16 protein-coding genes are annotated in these 17,952 nt (G+C 61.1%); 9 read left to right on the top strand and 7 right to left on the bottom strand.

Annotated elements, in window-relative coordinates:
* Window positions 1-94 precede the first annotated feature (94 nt).
* The 4 genes from E2K99_RS09725 (at window position 95) to E2K99_RS09710 (ending at window position 3,296) form a co-directional block, all read left to right on the top strand.
* Entirely contained in the window at window positions 95-736 is a 642-nt protein-coding gene (locus E2K99_RS09725; protein WP_134222085.1) for an alanyl-tRNA editing protein, read from the top strand.
* Between the two features lie 164 nt (window positions 737-900).
* The gene (locus E2K99_RS09720; RefSeq protein ID WP_134222084.1) at window positions 901-2,229 is read left to right on the top strand and encodes a DUF6402 family protein; all 1,329 of its coding nucleotides are present in this window, start codon (window positions 901-903) and stop codon (window positions 2,227-2,229) included.
* Window positions 2,193-2,882 carry a hypothetical protein gene (locus E2K99_RS09715; protein ID WP_134222083.1) on the top strand — a complete coding sequence of 230 codons (690 nt, stop codon included), beginning with the start codon at window positions 2,193-2,195 and terminating at the stop codon, window positions 2,880-2,882. The genes E2K99_RS09720 and E2K99_RS09715 overlap by 37 nt, the downstream gene beginning before the upstream one ends.
* Before the next feature lie 84 nt (window positions 2,883-2,966).
* Window positions 2,967-3,296, top strand: a complete 330-nt coding sequence (locus E2K99_RS09710) for an H-NS histone family protein (protein ID WP_134222082.1) — start codon at window positions 2,967-2,969, stop codon at window positions 3,294-3,296.
* 49 nt (window positions 3,297-3,345) lie between these two features.
* Here the strand turns inward: E2K99_RS09710 and E2K99_RS09705 are convergent, their stop codons facing one another.
* A complete protein-coding gene (locus tag E2K99_RS09705) occupies window positions 3,346-4,650 on the bottom strand; it encodes a replication-associated recombination protein A (protein ID WP_134222081.1) in 1,305 nt (434 codons plus the stop codon).
* A 270-nt stretch (window positions 4,651-4,920) separates the two neighbouring features.
* Between E2K99_RS09705 and fdxA the strand changes: the two genes are divergently transcribed.
* Window positions 4,921-5,259, top strand: a complete 339-nt coding sequence (gene fdxA, locus E2K99_RS09700; protein ID WP_039786424.1) for a ferredoxin FdxA — start codon at window positions 4,921-4,923, stop codon at window positions 5,257-5,259.
* A 76-nt stretch (window positions 5,260-5,335) separates the two neighbouring features.
* Here the strand turns inward: fdxA and lolA are convergent, their stop codons facing one another.
* Window positions 5,336-6,049, bottom strand: coding sequence for an outer membrane lipoprotein chaperone LolA (gene lolA, locus E2K99_RS09695; protein ID WP_134222080.1), 714 nt, complete (start codon window positions 6,047-6,049; stop codon window positions 5,336-5,338).
* Window positions 6,050-6,173: 124 nt separating this feature from the next.
* Window positions 6,174-8,522 carry a DNA translocase FtsK gene (locus tag E2K99_RS09690; RefSeq protein WP_134222079.1) on the bottom strand — a complete coding sequence of 783 codons (2,349 nt, stop codon included), beginning with the start codon at window positions 8,520-8,522 and terminating at the stop codon, window positions 6,174-6,176.
* A 395-nt stretch (window positions 8,523-8,917) separates the two neighbouring features.
* On the opposite strand from E2K99_RS09690, the gene trxB reads away from it, so the two are divergent.
* The 3 genes from trxB to E2K99_RS09675 all read left to right on the top strand — a co-directional run bounded on the left by trxB (window position 8,918) and on the right by E2K99_RS09675 (window position 11,078).
* Window positions 8,918-9,871, top strand: coding sequence for a thioredoxin-disulfide reductase (trxB, locus tag E2K99_RS09685; RefSeq protein WP_034331799.1), 954 nt, complete (start codon window positions 8,918-8,920; stop codon window positions 9,869-9,871).
* Between the two features lie 144 nt (window positions 9,872-10,015).
* Window positions 10,016-10,357 (top strand): I78 family peptidase inhibitor, encoded by a 342-nt coding sequence (locus E2K99_RS09680; RefSeq protein ID WP_198516483.1) that lies wholly within the window; start codon window positions 10,016-10,018, stop codon window positions 10,355-10,357.
* Between the two features lie 67 nt (window positions 10,358-10,424).
* Window positions 10,425-11,078 carry a Smr/MutS family protein gene (locus tag E2K99_RS09675; protein ID WP_205703770.1) on the top strand — a complete coding sequence of 218 codons (654 nt, stop codon included), beginning with the start codon at window positions 10,425-10,427 and terminating at the stop codon, window positions 11,076-11,078.
* Between the two features lie 8 nt (window positions 11,079-11,086).
* Here E2K99_RS09675 and E2K99_RS09670 read toward each other — a convergent pair whose 3' ends face one another.
* Window positions 11,087-12,412, bottom strand: coding sequence for a leucine-rich repeat-containing protein kinase family protein (locus E2K99_RS09670; protein WP_134222077.1), 1,326 nt, complete (start codon window positions 12,410-12,412; stop codon window positions 11,087-11,089).
* Window positions 12,413-12,470: 58 nt separating this feature from the next.
* The gene (locus E2K99_RS09665) at window positions 12,471-13,733 is read right to left on the bottom strand and encodes a PA0069 family radical SAM protein (RefSeq protein WP_134224068.1); all 1,263 of its coding nucleotides are present in this window, start codon (window positions 13,731-13,733) and stop codon (window positions 12,471-12,473) included.
* A gap of 187 nt (window positions 13,734-13,920) precedes the next feature.
* Between E2K99_RS09665 and E2K99_RS09660 the strand changes: the two genes are divergently transcribed.
* Entirely contained in the window at window positions 13,921-15,945 is a 2,025-nt protein-coding gene (locus tag E2K99_RS09660; protein ID WP_134222076.1) for a sigma-54-dependent Fis family transcriptional regulator, read from the top strand.
* Here E2K99_RS09660 and E2K99_RS09655 read toward each other — a convergent pair.
* Together E2K99_RS09655 and adh are read right to left on the bottom strand one after the other, a co-directional pair.
* Window positions 15,926-16,306, bottom strand: coding sequence for a DUF779 domain-containing protein (locus tag E2K99_RS09655; protein ID WP_205703769.1), 381 nt, complete (start codon window positions 16,304-16,306; stop codon window positions 15,926-15,928). The genes E2K99_RS09660 and E2K99_RS09655 overlap by 20 nt on opposite strands.
* 112 nt (window positions 16,307-16,418) lie before the next feature.
* Entirely contained in the window at window positions 16,419-17,939 is a 1,521-nt protein-coding gene (gene adh, locus E2K99_RS09650; RefSeq protein WP_039786437.1) for an aldehyde dehydrogenase, read from the bottom strand.
* Window positions 17,940-17,952: the final 13 nt, after the last annotated feature.

Below are 17,952 nucleotides of genomic sequence, written 5' to 3'. Positions count from 1 at the left end.
GCAAAGATCCTTTGCGTCGGTGCCGGATTATCGCAACTTCCTGCGACCGCTACAATGCACGACACTCGCCGCAAGCCCCATTGAAAGCCTCGCCATGACTGAACGCCTCTACCTGACCGACCGCGCCTTGCGCGCCGACATCCACGTGCAGGACTGCACCCCGCAGGACGATGGCCGCTACGCCGTGCGCCTGTCGGCCACGCCCTTTCATCCGCAGGGTGGCGGACAGCCCAGCGATACCGGCCGCATCGGCGACGTGGAAGTGCTGCGCGTGGTCAGCGAAAGTGAAGGCATCGTTCATTACACCGCAGCCCCTGTTGCGCCCGGCCCGGCCGTGGCGGCCGTCGACGCCGAGCCGCGCAAGTTGCATACGCGCCTGCATTCGGCAGGCCACGTGATCGGGCAAGTGATGGCAGAACTGGGATGGACGCCGACCAAAGCCCATCACTGGCCGGGAGAAGCGCGCGTGGTAGGCGTGGGTGCTGCAGCTGATGGCACGGCGCAGGAACTGGTGCCAGCAGAACTGGAGCGCCGCTGCAATGAATTGCTGGCGCAGGATCTGCCCAGTGTGATGGCCATGGACAATGGCTTGCGTCAGATCGGCTTTGGCGAATTGCCCGCCTATCCTTGTGGCGGGACGCACGTGGCGGCGCTGGGGGAGATCGGGCAGATTCGGATTGAATCGGTGCGGATCAAGAAGGGTGAAGCGTTGGTTCGGTATGACGTAACCCGCTGAGTTCAAATCTGGCTCGACCGAATATGGAGTCAAATTCGTTCTGGAATGACTGAAATTAATCGGGCATTTCTCTCCGTCGAGTCCAATGCCGCACCTATGGACGATTTCTAACGCAAGTCCACGCACGTACCGTCTGAGCTTTTTGACCATGCTCAGGGGTGACGATGGCAAAGGCAAGACGGCTTCCTTACTACACGATTGAAAAAACCTTGTTCGGCGGCGCGCAGTGGAAGAAGCATGCTGGCGCAGTCGCTATCAACACCCCGCAACAGATTTCCTTTGATCGCCCCGCCCCGGGGGCAGCACCACCAGAGAAGATCAAGCCACCAAAGCCCTCGCGCGAGCAGGCGCGCCAACAAAAGCTGGAAGCGGCAAGACAGCTGAAGCTTACAGAGCAAGCTCAAAAACAGAAGCAGCAGGAATCTCCCCAAACTCAACCACGAGAGCTTGGGTCGCAGATTCCGGACGCTGAAACTCACGAGAAAATTCCCGAATTTGACCTGCAAGATGTTCCTGAAGCAATGGACAAAATGGGCTGGCCTGTTGCCGCACACCTTGCAAGGAAATGGTTCGCAGGCCCTAGCCATATCTTCAATAACAAGCCGGATTCAGAGCAGCCATGGGACGACAAAATAGTTACCCTCCAATGGGCTCTCAGAAACGAAGGTGTTCAGACGAAGCTTAGAGATCTGCTTGTCGACGACATTTATTCGGACAAGGCTGTAGCGCTACTGAAGAATAAAATTCTCAGACAAGTGAGCGAAGAATTTCGGAGCACTAGGAGCGCGCGGCCGACTTCCAGCTTTACAACCCGAATTATCAATTCGGACATAAGGCAATTTCACCTCGATTGGCAATTCCAGAGAAAAAAGGTCAATACCTTCCATGGATCCAGCTGGCTAACTCCAACAGAAGTGACGGCGGCGTTAGGAAATTTCGCTTTATATGCCGCAGTGGGAAGATTTGAAATCCAAGGAGAACGCTATTTCAATTACAAAAAAACTCCCTATGAATATTGCATGGACGCAGAGGCAATCCTGACGCATGTTTACATCTATTTAAAAGACAATTACTCATTCAATGATGAAGACCCCTCCAAAAGCCAATATCTTGGGCACTGGAACGAGGCTGGAATGATCACCAGCTATTTAATGAATGCCAATGAGTTCCTCGGCCTTGTCAACTCTCAATGGAAGACGACTATCAAGGCTGATAATGAAGAGCGCCTGCATATTGACTGGGATTACCTTTCTTTTGGCGATGAAATTAAATATCCAATTGATACAAGAACCAGTTTCTGGAAAAAGCTTCTGAAGAAGGATGTGTACTGGCCCGTCTACAATAGTTCGTTTAACGAATGGAGAAAAAAGAAGGAGCGTGGTCAGGATTTCATGATCTACAGCCAGCCTGAGCTTTACGCACTCAACAAACCCATCACGCTCCGTCTTGGAACAATATGCCGTCCATACGAAAATACTTTATCTGGTCAATAAAGAATATCGCCATCATCCTGATTTTTATTTTTATCGTGACTTCGGGATTATTGGCACTTTCGCAAATTGGCAAATTCCAACTAGCAGGAAAAATATTATTCCTTCTTTTGTATTTCAAAGAATATACCGCCCTTGGTATCATATTTTTGATTCTGATTCTCTTTGGAAACAAAGCTTTTGGTCTCAATGCAAAAGGAAATGACTTAAGAAAAGAATTTCCAAAAATGATACCGGCCATCATTTTCTGGCTGGCATTTTCTCTTGTTCTTATATTTTTAATTACTAACTACCTTGCTGCAAACAGCAGAAAATTCGATTGCAGCAGGTATGACTACACCAATGAATTAAATGGCGGCATCAAGGAATTTCAGAATCAAAGGTACGCGATCAAGATTTGTGGAAGCGGGACAAGTCACGGAGGAATTCTTTCTGATGATGCACCGGACCTGGTTGAACTGACGATTACAAATGAACAGGGAGAGCTACTGGTAAAAAGGCGTTATGTCATCGTATGGGATGGCAAACCCGGACATGAGCCACTGGCAATCGGAAATGACCACATCACCTATCAGGACGATGAAGAGCAGGAGGACCACGTAATTGCGATGCCGCCATCCCTCATTGACAGATTGAAAGCCAAATATTTATTTTAAAAGTTAAGCAACTTGGCTCAAAAAAGAGCTATCAATGATGCGTAGTGAATTTCAACCCGATCACTCCTTCATTAAAGGAAAAAAATGACAAGTTACGCAGATCTCCAAGCACAAATCAAGAAGCTGCAAGACCAGGCTGAAAAGCAGAAGGCAAAAGAACTGGAAAGCGTTATCACCGGCATCAAGCAGCAAATCGCTGAATACGGTCTGACAGCGGAACAGCTTGGATTGGCGCCTGCCAGAAAGAAAACCGTCAAGAAAGCTGCAGTCAAAACGGCGGTGGTGATGTACCGAAATGGCGATCTCACCTGGTCAGGCGCTGCCCGTGGCCGCAAGCCGAGCTGGGTCAAGGAGATCATGGATGCGGGCGGCGATATCGAGAAATATCGCGTGAAGGGAAAATCTCATCGATGAAAGGCGGCCCCGCTTTGTTGAAAAAGCACCTGATCAGGTGCTTTTTTTCTTAATTCTGCCCTGCTTCTTCATCCCACTTCTTCAGCAGAGTCAGCTTCTCACCAATCTTGATTTCCAACCCGCGCGGCACAGGCTGATACCACCCCGGCTCGGCAATACCGTCGGGCAGATAAGTCTCCCCCGCCGCATAAGCATTGGGCTCATCATGGGCATACCGATATTCATGCCCATACCCCAATTCCTTCATCAGCTTGGTCGGCGCATTGCGCAGATGCACCGGCACTTCGCGGCTCTTGTCCTGCTTCACGAAAGCGCGCGCAGCGTTGTAGGCGTTATAGCCGGCATTGCTCTTGGCCGCCACCGCCAGGTAGATCACCGCCTGCCCCAGCGCCAGTTCGCCCTCGGGGCTGCCCAACCGCTCATAGGTCAGCGCCGCGTCATTGGCGATCTGCATGGCGCGCGGGTCGGCCAGGCCGATGTCTTCCCACGCCATGCGCACGATGCGCCGCGACAGATAGCGCGGATCGGCACCGCCATCGAGCATGCGCGTCAACCAGTACAACGCCGCATCCGGATGCGAACCGCGCACCGACTTGTGCAGCGCTGAAATCTGATCGTAGAAATTGTCGCCGCCCTTGTCGAACCGGCGGCTGTTGAGCGTCAAGGCGTTCTGCAGGAATTCCGCCGTCACCACCTGGGTACCGGTAGTGTGCGCGGCGGTCTGGGTCTGCTCCAGCAGGTTCAGGAACCGCCGCGCATCGCCATCGGCGTAACCGATGATCGTTTCCGTGGCTTGGTCATCGAACTGCAGGTCGCCCAGCGCCTTGTCCTGCGCACGCTTGAGCAATTGCTTCAGTTCCTCATCGGTGAGCGACTTGAGCACATAGACCTGCGCCCGCGACAGCAGCGCCGAATTGACCTCGAAGGAAGGATTCTCGGTAGTGGCACCGATGAAGGTCACCAGCCCGCTTTCCGCATAGGGCAACAGCGCATCCTGCTGCGACTTGTTGAAGCGATGGATTTCATCGACGAACAGGATGGTGTGCTTGCCCATCGCCAGATTCTGCTCGGCCTGCTCCATGGCCGCGCGGATGTCCTTCACGCCCGAGAACACTGCCGACAGCGCGATGAATTCGCAATCGAAGGCGGTGGCCGTGAGCCGCGCCAGCGTGGTCTTGCCCACGCCCGGCGGCCCCCAGAAAATCATCGAATGCGGCTTGCCGGACTGGAAGGCCAGACGCAGCGGCTTGCCTTCGCCCAGCAGGTGCGACTGCCCGATCACCTCGTCCAGCGTCTTCGGCCGCAGGGCCTCCGCCAGCGGCGCGGTCGGTTCTTGCGCAAACAGGTCAGCCATGGGCAGCCTCCTGCAGGCAACGGGAATCAACAGGCAAAGAAGACGGCCACAGGGCGGCCAGGGAAATAAAGTTCATAGTCATCAGGATGCGGGCGCAGCGCCGGATTGCAAGGCGCGTTCACCAAAGGCCGTAGTCTAACGCAGCAGGCCGCCGCGAGGGCGATGGCGCGATCAAGGGCTGCACCTGCAGCCATCGGGCGCAGCGGTTAAAATGCGGCCTGCGCGTTTTACTTCACATCGCCCTTTTACCTGCCCTTTCCCCTGCTTTCCATGCCCTTCGTCGTCACCGATTCCTGTATCCAGTGCAAGTACACCGATTGCGTCAGCGTCTGCCCCATGGACTGCTTCGTGGAAGGCCCGAATTTCCTGGCCATCGATCCGGACGGCTGCATCGACTGCTCCATGTGCGTACCGGAATGCCCGGTCGGCGCCATCTACAATGCCACTGACCTGCCCGCCGCCCTGTCCCACTTCGAGGACCTCAACGCCCGCCTCGCCAAGCTGCCCGGCTGGAAACCCATCACCAAGGCCCAGCCGCCCCTGCCCGATCATGCGCAGTGGAAGGACGTTGCCGACAAGCTGCCCCTGCTGAAGATGCCCGAGCCCTGAGGCGCATGCCCCTCACATGAAAACAGCCCCGCAAGCGCAAGCCTGCGGGGCTGTTTGTCGTGAAGGGGGATACCGGTCAGTTCTCGAACACGTCCGCACCCTTCGGCACGGTGAAGTTGAAGCTGTTGCCCTTGAGCGGGGGATTCTTCTCGAAGCTGTCGAAGCTCAGCACCGACACCTGGCCAAAGGAATCATGCAGTTCCATGGCCACCGGCGTGCCGTTCTTCAGGCCAATGCCGATGTTGTCGAAGGTCGTGTCCTTGCTCTTGGGCACGGCTTGCAGCCATTCCAGGCCATCTTTGGTGCCGGCTTCCTTCAGGGTGAAGTTTTTTTCCAGATCATTGCTGCCGAAAAGGATGGCAGCCGGCGAAGAGCCCAGCGCATTGCCCAGTTTCTTGGTGGTGACTTGGTTGAGGTCCTTGTCGTAGATGAAGAGTTTTTCTCCATCAGCCTGGATCACCTGCTCATAGGGCTTCTGGTAGGTCCAGATGAATTTGCCCGGACGCGAAAACACGAAGCTGCCGCTGGACGTATTGACCACCTTGGAGCTGCCGTTCTCGACCCGCACCATGCGCTGGGTGAAAGTCCCCTTGGCCGATTGCGTGCTGCTGACGAACTGCTTGAACTGGTCCAGGGCGGCGGCCGAAGCGCGGCCCGGGGTCAGCGCGGTGATGGCGATGGCACCGGCCACCGCCAGTGCCGAAAGACCGGCCGCCATGACCAGGCGGCGCAGGTTGAACGTGCGGGCTTGCGCAGTGCGCGAGCGGAAAGCGTTTCTGGAATTGTCCATGTTATTCGATTCCTTCTTGACGGATGCCACCTGCAAGGTGGCGGCCGGCGCGACATTGGCCGGCCTTCAGGGCGTGCTGTTGATGACGGGATGCAATCTGGCGCGCACTGGATCGGAACCCGGCTTATTCAGCCGCGTCGCCGGCACCTGCCGGCACCAGGATTTCACGGTTGCCATTGGATTGCATGGTGGAGACCAGGCCGCTTTGCTCCATCTGCTCCAGCAAGCGTGCCGCGCGGTTGTAGCCGATGCGCAGGTGACGCTGCACCAGCGAGATCGAGGCCCGGCGATGTTTCAGGACCACGGCCACGGCCTGGTCGTACATCTCGTCGCCTTCGCCGCCACCGGCACCGGCCGCAGCACCGCTGCCACCGCCACCGCCACCGTCAGCGTCCTCCAGCACGCCTCCCTCTAGGATGCCCTCGATGTAATTCGGTTCCCCCTGGGCTTTCAGGTGCTCCACCACGCGATGCACTTCATCATCCGAGACGAAGGCACCGTGCACCCGCACCGGCAAGGCCGTGCCAGGCGGGTTGTAGAGCATGTCACCCATGCCCAGCAAGGCTTCGGCGCCCATCTGGTCAAGGATGGTGCGGGAGTCGATCTTGGACGAGACCTGGAAGGCAATCCGCGTAGGCACGTTGGCCTTGATCAGGCCGGTGATGACGTCCACTGACGGGCGCTGCGTGGCCAGGATCAGGTGGATGCCGGCCGCGCGCGCCTTCTGGGCGATGCGGGCGATCAATTCTTCCACCTTCTTGCCCACCACCATCATCAGGTCGGCCAGCTCGTCGATGATGATGACGATGGTTTCCAGCTGCTCCAGCGGTTCCGGCGCATCCGGGGTGAGGCTGAAAGGATTGGGGATCTTCTCGCCGCGCTTCTCGGCATCGATGATCTTCTGGTTGTAACCGGCCAGGTTGCGCACGCCCAGCTTGGACATCTTCTTGTAGCGGCGCTCCATCTCTTCCACCGCCCAGTTCAGGGCGTGGCCGGCCTGGCGCATGTCGGTCACCACCGGCGCCAGCAGGTGCGGAATGCCTTCGTAGATCGACAATTCCAGCATCTTGGGATCGATCAGGATCAGGCGCACCTGGCGCGGCGAGGATTTGTACAGCAGCGAAAGAATGGTGGCATTGATCCCCACCGACTTGCCCGAACCGGTGGTACCGGCCACCAGCAAGTGCGGCATCTTGGCCAGGTCGGCCACCACCGGGTTGCCGGCAATGTCCTTGCCCAGCGCCACGGTCAGGCTGGAATGGCTGTCGTTGTAGACCTTGGAGCCGAGGATCTCGGTCAGGCGCACGATCTGGCGCTTGGGATTGGGCAGCTCCAGGCCCATGAAATTCTTGCCCTGGATGACTTCCACCACGCGAATCGACGTCAGCGACAGCGAACGCGCCAGGTCGCGCGCCAGGTTGACGATCTGGCTGCCCTTCACGCCCGTGGCCGGTTCGATTTCATAACGGGTGATCACCGGGCCGGGATAGGCCGCCACCACCTTGACCTCGACACCGAAGTCGGCCAGTTTCTTTTCGATCAGGCGGCTGGTGAATTCCAGGGTTTCCACCGAGACGGTCTGCTGTGCAGGCGGTGCTTCATCCAGCAGCGACAACGGCGGCAACTCGCTGTTGAGGTCATCGAAGAGGCTGGTCTGCTTCTCCTTCTGGACGCGGTCGGATTTCTGCACCTCCACGATTTGCGGCTCGATGCGGATCGGCGGCGCCTCGACGATCTTGGCGCGTTCCTGCACCACGGTTTCCTCGCGCTTGACGGCGGCTTCCTGGCCGGCGCGGCGATCGGCACGGGCGGCGAAGAAGTCGCGCACCCAGAACAGGCCATCTTCGATCATGCCGCCGATGCGTTCCACCGCCGCCAGCCAGGACACCTGGAACAGCAGCGAAAAGCCCAGCCCGAACAGCAGCAACAGCAACAAGGTGGAGCCCGTGAAGCCGAAGGTCGGCTGCATGGCCGAACCGATCATCTCGCCCAGCACGCCACCGGAAGAATGCGGCAGCTTGGGCGCAAAGCGCTGCATGCGGGTGAATTCGATGCCCATGCTGCCAGTCAGCATGAAGACGAAGCCGACTGCACGGATCAGCGGCTCCTGGTGGTGTTCCGGTTCCACCGGCTGGGCCACCAGGAAGCGGTTCGACAGGCGCCGGTAGCCGGTCCACACCGAGCGCCCCAGCAAGACGCACCACCACCAGGCCGAGAGCCCGAAGATGTAGAGCAGCAAGTCGGCCATCCAGGCGCCGACGCGGCCGCCCCAGTTGCCCACGCGCGGTACCGAGCTGGCCACCGACCAGCCAGGGTCGGTCTTGCCATAGCTCAGCAGGATCAGCGCCAGATAGGCCAGCAAGGCCGCCAGCGCCAGCCAGCGCGCCTCCGATAACAGCCGTACCAGACGGTTGGGCATGGGAGGTGCCGGCGTCTTGTTGGTGCGGATGTGGGCTTGACTCGTCTTGGACATAACTTCCGTACAAAAAAAACTAGCCGTCATTGTAACGGCATTGACTTGGCGCTTCGCGGTTTTGCGCTGGGCGGCGGGAAACCCGCTGCACTGACCTTGATTGACCGCTATCGTTCTGGGGGTGCTGTCATTTTGTTCATATTTTCGACAGCGTTGCTGCTACTGTCTGCCACGCCGGCGGCTATCACCGGCATAGCGTAATTCCATGAGCCCCGTTGAGGGCATGGACTATAATCTTACCCGTTTTGCAGCGCGGCAAACCGCAAACTTGTGCGCTGGCAACCGCCCCGCTTGTGCCGGCCGGTCTGACTGAACTGCCAGACCGGCCGGGAATTGAAATCCCCGGGAGTCGCCTCATTTGCAGAAGCGATCCCACAACATTTGATGAGTAGCTTATGAGCACGCCCAAACATGCCAAGGTCCTGATTCTCGGCTCCGGCCCCGCCGGCTATAGCGCCGCCGTCTATGCCGCGCGCGCCAACCTGAACCCGGTGCTGATCACCGGCGTGGAGCAAGGCGGCCAGCTGATGACCACCACCGACGTCGAGAACTGGCCCGGCGACCCGCTGGGCGTGCAAGGCCCGGAACTGATGCAGCGCCTGCTGCAGCACGCCGAGCGTTTCAATACCGAGATCATCTTCGATCACATCCACACCACCAAGCTCTCCGAGCGCCCGTTCCGCCTGATCGGCGACAGCGGCGAGTACACGGCCGATGCCCTGATCATCGCCACCGGCGCCTCGGCCCAGTACCTGGGCCTGCCCTCGGAACAGGCCTTCATGGGCCGTGGCGTGTCGGCTTGCGCCACCTGTGACGGTTTCTTCTATCGCGGCAAGGAAGTGGCCGTGGTCGGCGGCGGCAACACCGCCGTGGAAGAGGCGCTGTACCTCTCCAACATCGCCAGCAAGGTCACCATCGTGCACCGCCGCGACAAGTTCCGCGCCGAGCCCATCCTGATCGACCGCCTGCTGCACAAGGTCACCGAAGGCAAGATCGCCATCCAGTGGCACTCCACCCTGGATGAAGTGGTCGGCGACGACAGCGGCGTGACCGGCATCAAGATCAAGTCGACCCAGGACGGCGCCATCACCGAGATCCCGGTGCACGGCCTGTTCATCGCCATCGGCCACAAGCCCAACACCAGCATCTTCGACGGCCAGCTGGAGATGCAGAACGGCTACCTGAAGACCCGCACCGGCACCGAAGGCTTTGCCACCGCCACCAGCATCGACGGCGTCTTCGCCGCCGGCGACGTGCAGGATCACATCTACCGCCAGGCCATCACCAGCGCCGGTACGGGTTGCATGGCAGCACTGGATGCACAGCGCTATCTGGAAGGCCTCGAATAAGCAGGTAAAGAGATGTAAAATGCTGCGCTGCGAGAACTCGCAACGCAACGGGCACTCCAAAAGCCGGTGACGAGTTGTCGTCCCGGCTTTTTTGTTTCACTCGAGCAATCCCATATCAGAATCATCAAGACCGAGGAAAGCATCGTGCCCTATTACTCATCCCCTTCCCGCGACGGTCGCCGCTCGCCGGTGCTCAAGGCCGTGCTGGCCACCATGAGCCTGGGTGCCGTGCTGGTCGCCTGCAGCGCTTCCCGCGAAACCCCGGTGGCCGACGCGACGGCCGGCCAATGCGATGCCTCGCGTGCCGATCACCTGATCGGCGAGAACTACAGCGGCTACGTGGAGCGCCAGGCACTGGCCGAATCCGGTGCCACCGAGATCCGCGTACTCAAACCCGATGACGCCGCCACCATGGACTTCAACCCGCGCCGCCTCAATCTGCACGTCGATCCGGGCTTGGTGATCATCAAGGTCGCCTGCGGCTGAAGAGCTCGCCCGCTTCTGCTAAAGTAGTCACTCAGGGAACAATACGCTACAGGGTTGGGTGGCTGTCATGGCGACAATGAAGGATTTCTCGGCGCTCCAGGGATTGCGCCGCGATCTGCAGGAACAGGAAAAAGCGCGCGCGCTGGCCTTGGCCGAGCGCCAGCGCCAGGAAGCGGCAGCCCGCGAGGAAGCCAACATCTTCCGCAACAGCATCGGACAGGTGGCGCCCTTGCGTCCCGAAGTGGTCGACAAGGCCCATTACCTGCCGGAACCTCCCCTCCCCATTCCCCGCCAGCACCTGGCCGATGAACAGGCCGCGCTGCTGGAGTCGCTGTCCGACGAATTCACCGTCGACACGCTCATGGACAGCGACGAAAACCTCAGTTTCGCCCGCCCCGGCGTGGGCATGGATGTCTTGAGCAAGCTGCGGCGCGGCAACTGGGTGATCCAGGCCCAGCTGGACCTGCACGGCTATCGCCGCGACCAGGCGCGTGAAGCATTGGGTGAATTCTTGCGCCAGTCACGCCGCCGCGGCCTGCGCTGCGTGCGGGTGATCCACGGCAAGGGACTCGGTTCGGTGAACAAGGAGCCCGTGCTCAAGCACAAGGTCCGCAACTGGCTGGCGCAGAGGGATGAAGTGATGGCCTTCTGCCAGGCGCGCGCAGCCGATGGCGGTGCGGGCGCGCTGGTGGTGCTGCTGCGTTCGAGCGAACGGGCCTGAACGCCGCTTCAGTCTGCAGTCAGATTGTCCAGCATGGCCACGATGGCCTCGAAATGCGGCCGTGCGGCAGCATCCGCGCTCTGGCAAGCCTGGCGCACCCCGGCCAGGGCGGCACGCTGCTTCTTGCCGGCCTCATCTTCCGGCTGGCCATGCGCCAGCAACTCTTCCAGCAGACAACCATAGGCCCGCACTTCCATGGCCTGCACGCCCCAGGCATGCGGCTGTTGGACATCGTAGAACCAGGCCGCGCCGAAATCGCCAAGCAGGGCTTCGCCATCCCGATGCAGGATGTTGTGACCATAGAGGTCGCCATGAACGATGCCCTGTGCATGCAGGTGGGCGGCTGCCGAGGCGATATCGCGTGCGATGGCGATCACTTGACTCCAGGCGAGCGTGAAGCCTTGCGCATACACATCGCGCGTACAGGATTGCAGGCTGGGCGGACCGGCCAGCACCTTGAAATCGGGATCGATCAGCGGCATCACCAATCCCTGCACCGCTTGCGGATGCCCTTGCAGCCGGCCCAGCACGGGTATCAACCCGCGATGACTGCCGGCCATGATGCAGGCCGCCATCTCGCGCTCGGGCAGTCCATCGCTGGTGACCGCGCCCTTGAAGAGTTTTACCGCCAATGGCTGCGACCTGTCTTCCACGGTCCAGCGGGCAGCGTGGATCACACCGGAGGCGCCTTCCCCCAGCTTTTCGCCCAAGGCCAGATCATCCCAATCGATGGCCGCGACTTGCGCGTTGCGGTCCGCCGTTTCCTCCACCGCTTCACACCAGGGATTGCCCGCCATGGCCAGCCAGCTCAGGCGTGGCAGGGTCAGCAGCCAATGCGGAAACGCCTCCAGCGCATTGGCCGACAGGCGCAGCAGTTCCAGGTTGCGGCAGGCCGCCAGTTCCGGCGGCAGCGTGCGTAAGCGGTTACCCGCCAGCATCAGCTTCTGCAGGCGGGGGCACTGCCCGATGCTCGATGGCAGCTGTTCAATGCGGTTGTCGGTCAGCACCAGCCAGCGCAGCGTGGGTGGCAGCGATTCGGCAGGAACGTGCTCGATCCGGTTGGCCTTGAATCCGATCATCTCCAGCGACGGACAGCGTCCCAGTACGGCGGGCAATTCGGTGAAGGGATTGTCGGAACAGAAGACGATGCGCAGCCGGTGCAAACGCGGCAGGTCGTCGGGCAAGGCAGTCAGTTCGTTGCCGCTGAGGTCCAGAATCTCAAGGGTTTCAGCCAGGGTGAAGATTTCTGGCGGGAATTCGCGCAGGCCGCACGAGAGAGACAGGCGGGTAATGCCTTCCAGCGCGCCGCTGCGCAGTTGTTCCAGAGTGTGCATGCAGAGAAGTGAAGAAACGGACTAAAACGCGGATCTTACCAGCCGCCGGCCGTCTGCCTCAGAACAAATCCAGCTGGGCATCGCCCGCCGAGCGCCCCTGCCCCGCCGGCACCACCATTGGCCGCTTGAAGCGGCTGGCATCCAGGGTAGCAAAAGCCCGATTGCGATGATCGATTCCCAGGCGCCGGCTGGCCTTCTCGAAGCGCTGATGCAGCAAATCGGCCCAGACCCCGGTGCCGCGCATGCGGGTGGCGAAATCGGCGTCGTAATCCTTGCCGCCGCGCATGTCCTGGATGCGGTTCATCACTCGCGCCGCACGGTCGGGGAAATGTGCCTGCAGCCACTGGCGAAACAGCGGGCTGACTTCCCAGGGCAGGCGCAGCACGATGTAGCCCGCCTGGCGCGCCCCGGCCTCCACGGCCGCTTCCATGACGCGTTCCAGGTCCGGTTCGGTGACGAAGGGGATCACCGGCGCAATCGACACGCTCACCGGAATGCCCGCCTCGGCCAGCGTGCGGATCACCCGCAATCGCCGCGCCGGGCTGGCTGCGCGTGGCTCCAGCGTGCGCGCGATGGCCGCATCCAGCGTGGTAATCGTCACCGCGACGATGGCCTGCCCTTTGGCCGCCATGGGGGCCAGCAGATCGATATCGCGCTCAATCAGCGAGGACTTGGTGATGAGCGCCACCGGGTTCTCGCAATCGTGCAGGATCTGCAGGATGCGCCGGGTCAGCTGGCGCTCGCGCTCGATGGGCTGGTAGGCGTCGGTATTGATGCCCACCGTGATGGTGTCGGGTTCATAGGACGGCTTGGCCAGTTCGCGCAGCAGCACCTCGGGGGCATTGCGCTTGGCCACCAGCCGGCTTTCAAAATCCAGCCCAGGGGACAGGCCCAGGTAGCTGTGCGAGGGCCGGGCGAAGCAATAGATGCAGCCGTGCTCACAGCCCCGGTAGGGATTGAGCGAAAGCGAAAACGGCAAATCCGGCGAGCTGTTGCGGGTGATGATGGAGCGGGCGTCTTCCTCGGTGACGATGGTCTTCAGGCGGGGGGGCTCATCCTCCTCCGGGCTCTCAGCCGCCTGCGGCCGGGACTCGGCAAAACGGACGGACTGCCAGCCATCGTCGAACTCTTCCCGCGCCACCGATTCATAGCGCCCACGCAGGTTGGTGACCGCGCCCCGCCCTTTCTGGGCGGTCTGATCGCGATGGATGAAGGTTTCTGGCGTCAGGGTCGCGTCGTCCTCGCCCGATGCGGCCGACCGGGTCGGCTGCTCTGGAAAAGGCCGGGCAATGCCCTGCGGGAATTTGGGGAAGGAAGCCACGGAAAGCTCATCCATACTGTATTTATATACAGTATTTTGCCTTCACTTCGGACGCGCTGCAAATGCTGTTTCAATTTGTCCTCCTGCCGCATTAATCGGTTATGCTTGTTCACCCTCAGCTTCCCATCAGAGAAGAAAGCCGACACAAGGGGGAACAAGGACCGCCAGAGGTCCCAAGGAGACAAGGATGCAATACCAGGCAAACCGGCCCGGTGCCGGTGCATTGCTGGGCGCTTCGCCCCTGGTGCAGGCCAGCGCCGATGGCGTGCCGGACCTGCAGGCCATCGAACGCTCGCACCAGCGCAGCTCGTCCTACGGCATCACGCGCGGCCAGCGGCCCGACCTGGATTCACTCTCGCGCGCCGACCTGGCCCAGACGCTGGAAGCCAACCAGGCCCTCTCCGGCCATGCCCGCCCGGTCATGGAAACCCTCTACGACCAGATCCGCAATACCCACAGCATGGTGCTCCTCTCGGACGCCGAAGGCACCATCCTGCATACGCTGGGCGACAGCGATTTCCTGGCCAAGGCCGACCGCGTGGCCCTTGGCCCCGGGGGACGCTGGTCCGAACAATTGCGCGGCACCAATGCCATCGGCACGGCCCTCTTCGAGCAGAAGCCCACCACCGTGCACGCCCAGCAGCACTACCTGGATGCCAACCGCTTCCTGACCTGTTCGGCCGCCCCCATCTTCGACCATCGCGGCCAGGTCCTGGGGGTGCTGGATGTCTCGGGCGAATGCGGCAGCTTCCACAAGCACACCATGGCCCTGGTGCGCATGTCGGCGCAGATGATTGAAAACCACCTGCTGGCCGGCAGCTTCCCCGATTGCATCACCCTGCACTTCCACAGCCGCGCCGAATTCGTGGGTACGCTGGTCGAAGGCATCGTCAGTTTCACACCGGGAGGGCGTTTCCTGGCGGCCAACCGCAGTGCGCAGTTCCAGCTGGGACTGACGCTCTCGGCGCTGCAGTCGCATACTTTTGCGTCGCTCTTCGGGGTACCGCTGTCGCTGCTGTTCGAACACCATCGCAAGGCTGCGTCGGGCTTGCTGGAGCTGTGCCTGCACAACGGCATCCGCATCCATGGCCGCGCCGAACTGCGGCTGCGCGACCAGCATTTCCAGAATGCGCGGGAAGCCGTGATCGAGGCACCGGAAATACTTCCCGCCAGCCCATCTGCTCGCCCGGCCCCACCTGTGCGCCCCCATCCGGGCCAGCCGCGCGGCGGACTGCAAGCCCTCGATACCGGGGACGCCCGCATGAGCGCCATCATCGCCAAGTTGCGCAAGGTGATCGACCGCGACATCCCGGTCCTCATCACCGGCGAAACCGGCACCGGCAAGGAGTGGCTGGCCCAGGCCATCCACCGCGAAAGCGCGCGCTTCCACACCACGCAAACCCGGGGCGGCGCCGCGCCCTTCGTGGCCGTGAATTGCTCGGCCATTCCCGAGAACCTGATCGAGGCCGAACTCTTCGGTTATGAAGACGGCGCCTTCACCGGTGCCCGCCGCAAAGGCGCGCTGGGCAAGATCGCGCAAGCCCAGGGCGGCACCCTCTTCCTCGATGAAATCGGCGACATGCCGCTGGCCCTCCAGGGCCGCCTGCTGCGCGTGCTGCAGGAACGTGCGGTGACGCCGCTGGGCAGCCAGCGTGTGATTCCGGTGGACTTCGCTCTGGTATGCGCCACCAATCAACCCTTGCGCGAGATGGCGGCGCGCCATGCCTTCCGTGAAGACCTGTACTACCGCATCAACGGTTTGCAGGTAAAGCTGCCTGCCTTGCGCGAGCGCAGCGACCTGGGCGCCCTGATCGACCGCATCCTGGAACAGGAAGGCGGCCGCCACGCGCCGCGCTTCGATGCCAAGGCCCTGGCGTTGCTGCAATCCAGCCGCTGGCCGGGCAACCTGCGGCAACTGTCCAACCTGATCCGCACCGCCCTGGCCATGGCCGATGGCGAGGCCTGGATAGGGGTGGAACACCTGCCAGATGACTTTCTGGACGAGGCTGCGCCGCTGCAGGCGGCTTGCGGGATGCCTGCCCCGGCAGCGCATGAAGAAACGGACGAAAAGCCGTTGTCCATGCACGACAGCGAATGGGCCGCCATCGAGCGTGCCCTGCGCACCCATGACGGCAACGTCAGCGCTGCCGCCAAGGCGCTGGGGGTGTCGCGCAATACGCTCTATCGCCGCTTCAAGTCACGCGGGCACTGAGCGGGGCAAGCGCGTCATATTCCTCATCGGAAAACAGCCGCGAGCGCGTCAGGAAGCGCTTGCCGCTGCCGTTCTCCAGCGAGAACATGCCGCCGTTGCCGCTGACCACGTCGATGATGAGTTGCGTGTGTTTCCAATATTCGAACTGATCGGCGCCGATGTAGAACGGCACGCCATCGATCTCCCCGAGATGCACGTCGGTATCGCCCAGCGTAAAGTCGCCTGCCGGATAGCACATCGGCGCACTGCCATCGCAGCAGCCCCCGGATTGAAAAAAGATCAGCTCGCCATGCCGCGCCTTCAACTGGCGCAGCAATTCCACCGTGGCCTCGGTGGCCGTCACCCTGGGCAATGCATCCATTCGCCGCTCTCCTGTTGAGTCTGGATCTGCCAATAAAAGCGGCACCGGCCGCGAGAGTTGCGGACCGGTGCCGAAGCTGCCTTGCTGCAAGGAGTCAAACGAAGTCACACGATCAGAAGAAGCCCAGCGCCTTGGGGCTGTAGCTGACCAGCAGGTTCTTGGTCTGCTGGTAGTGGTCCAGCATCATCTTGTGGTTCTCGCGGCCGATGCCGGACTGCTTGTAGCCACCGAAGGCTGCATGCGCCGGATACAGGTGATAGCAGTTGGTCCACACGCGGCCAGCCTGGATCTCGCGGCCCATGCGGAAGGCGCGCGTGCCATCGCGGGTCCACAGGCCAGCACCCAGGCCGTACAGGGTGTCGTTGGCGATAGACAGGGCTTCTTCCTCATCCTTGAAGGTGGTCACCGACACCACGGGGCCGAAGATTTCTTCCTGGAAGATGCGCATCTTGTTGTTGCCCTGGAAGACGGTCGGCTTGACGTAGTAGCCAGTGGCCAGATCACCGCCCAGTTCTTCACGTCCGCCGCCGGCCAGCACCTTGGCGCCTTCCTGCTTGCCGATGTCGATGTAGGAGAGGATTTTTTCCAGCTGCTCCTGCGAGGCCTGCGCGCCGATCATGGTGCTCTTGTCCAGCGGGTTGCCCTGCTTGATGGCGGCCACGCGCTTCAAGGCACGTTCGATGAAACGGTCATAGATCGATTCCTGCACCAGCACGCGCGAGGGGCAGGTGCAGACCTCGCCCTGGTTCAGCGCAAACATGGCGAAGCCTTCCAGGGCCTTGTCGAAGAATTCGTCGTCCTTGTCCAGCACGTCGGCAAAGAAGATGTTGGGCGACTTGCCACCCAGCTCCAGGGTCACCGGGATCAGGTTCTGCGAGGCGTACTGCATGATCAGGCGGCCGGTAGTGGTCTCGCCGGTGAAGGCGATCTTGGCGATGCGCTTGTTGGAGGCCAGCGGTTTGCCGGCTTCCACGCCGAAACCCTGCACGATGTTGACCACGCCCGGCGGGATCAGGTCGGCGATCAGTTCGATCAGGACCATGATGGAAGCGGGGGTCTGCTCGGCCGGCTTCAATACCACGCAGTTGCCGGCGGCCAGTGCCGGAGCCAGCTTCCACACCGCCATCAGGATGGGGAAGTTCCACGGGATGATCTGGCCGACCACGCCCAGCGGCTCATGGAAGTGATAGGCGTAGGTGTCGCTGTCGATGGTGCAGATGCTGCCTTCCTGGGTGCGCACGGCGGCGGCGAAATAGCGGAAGTGGTCGATGGCCAGCGGGATGTCGGCGGCCATGGTTTCGCGGATGGGCTTGCCGTTGTCCAGGGTCTCGGCGGTGGCCAGCAATTCGAGGTTGGCTTCCATGCGGTCGGCGATCTTGAGCAGCATGTTGGCGCGCTCGGCGGGGGAAGTCTTGCCCCAGCTCTTCTTGGCGGCGTGGGCGGCGTCCAGCGCCAGTTCCACGTCTTCGGCGCTGGAACGCGCCACTTCACAGAAGGCGCGGCCGATCACCGGGCTGATGTTCTCGAAGTATTCGCCCTTGACCGGCGGCACGAATTTGCCACCGATGAAGTTGTCGTAACGTTGCTTGAAGGGATCGCGTACGCCGAGTTTGCTGATGTCTGCCAGGTTCATGTCGTCTCCGTTC

It is taken from the genome of Herbaspirillum huttiense (genome assembly GCF_004367745.1).
Classification (GTDB): Bacteria; Pseudomonadota; Gammaproteobacteria; order Burkholderiales; family Burkholderiaceae_D; genus Herbaspirillum; species Herbaspirillum huttiense.
Note: the sequence above shows the minus strand (reverse complement) of the source record. Positions and strands in the feature narration are given on the sequence as shown.

What these genes read in the sequence shown, in the direction of transcription:
- E2K99_RS09725 (WP_134222085.1), top strand. Translation starts at nt 95, where the DNA reads ATGACTGAACGCCTCTACCTGACCGACCGCGCCTTGCGCGCCGACATC.
- E2K99_RS09720 (WP_134222084.1), top strand. Translation starts at nt 901, where the DNA reads ATGGCAAAGGCAAGACGGCTTCCTTACTACACGATTGAAAAAACCTTG.
- E2K99_RS09715 (WP_134222083.1), top strand. Translation starts at nt 2,193, where the DNA reads ATGCCGTCCATACGAAAATACTTTATCTGGTCAATAAAGAATATCGCC.
- E2K99_RS09710 (WP_134222082.1), top strand. Translation starts at nt 2,967, where the DNA reads ATGACAAGTTACGCAGATCTCCAAGCACAAATCAAGAAGCTGCAAGAC.
- E2K99_RS09705 (WP_134222081.1), bottom strand. Translation starts at nt 4,650, where the DNA reads ATGGCTGACCTGTTTGCGCAAGAACCGACCGCGCCGCTGGCGGAGGCC.
- fdxA (WP_039786424.1), top strand. Translation starts at nt 4,921, where the DNA reads ATGCCCTTCGTCGTCACCGATTCCTGTATCCAGTGCAAGTACACCGAT.
- lolA (WP_134222080.1), bottom strand. Translation starts at nt 6,049, where the DNA reads ATGGACAATTCCAGAAACGCTTTCCGCTCGCGCACTGCGCAAGCCCGC.
- E2K99_RS09690 (WP_134222079.1), bottom strand. Translation starts at nt 8,522, where the DNA reads ATGTCCAAGACGAGTCAAGCCCACATCCGCACCAACAAGACGCCGGCA.
- trxB (WP_034331799.1), top strand. Translation starts at nt 8,918, where the DNA reads ATGAGCACGCCCAAACATGCCAAGGTCCTGATTCTCGGCTCCGGCCCC.
- E2K99_RS09675 (WP_205703770.1), top strand. Translation starts at nt 10,425, where the DNA reads ATGGCGACAATGAAGGATTTCTCGGCGCTCCAGGGATTGCGCCGCGAT.
- E2K99_RS09670 (WP_134222077.1), bottom strand. Translation starts at nt 12,412, where the DNA reads ATGCACACTCTGGAACAACTGCGCAGCGGCGCGCTGGAAGGCATTACC.
- E2K99_RS09660 (WP_134222076.1), top strand. Translation starts at nt 13,921, where the DNA reads ATGCAATACCAGGCAAACCGGCCCGGTGCCGGTGCATTGCTGGGCGCT.
- E2K99_RS09655 (WP_205703769.1), bottom strand. Translation starts at nt 16,306, where the DNA reads ATGGATGCATTGCCCAGGGTGACGGCCACCGAGGCCACGGTGGAATTG.
- adh (WP_039786437.1), bottom strand. Translation starts at nt 17,939, where the DNA reads ATGAACCTGGCAGACATCAGCAAACTCGGCGTACGCGATCCCTTCAAG.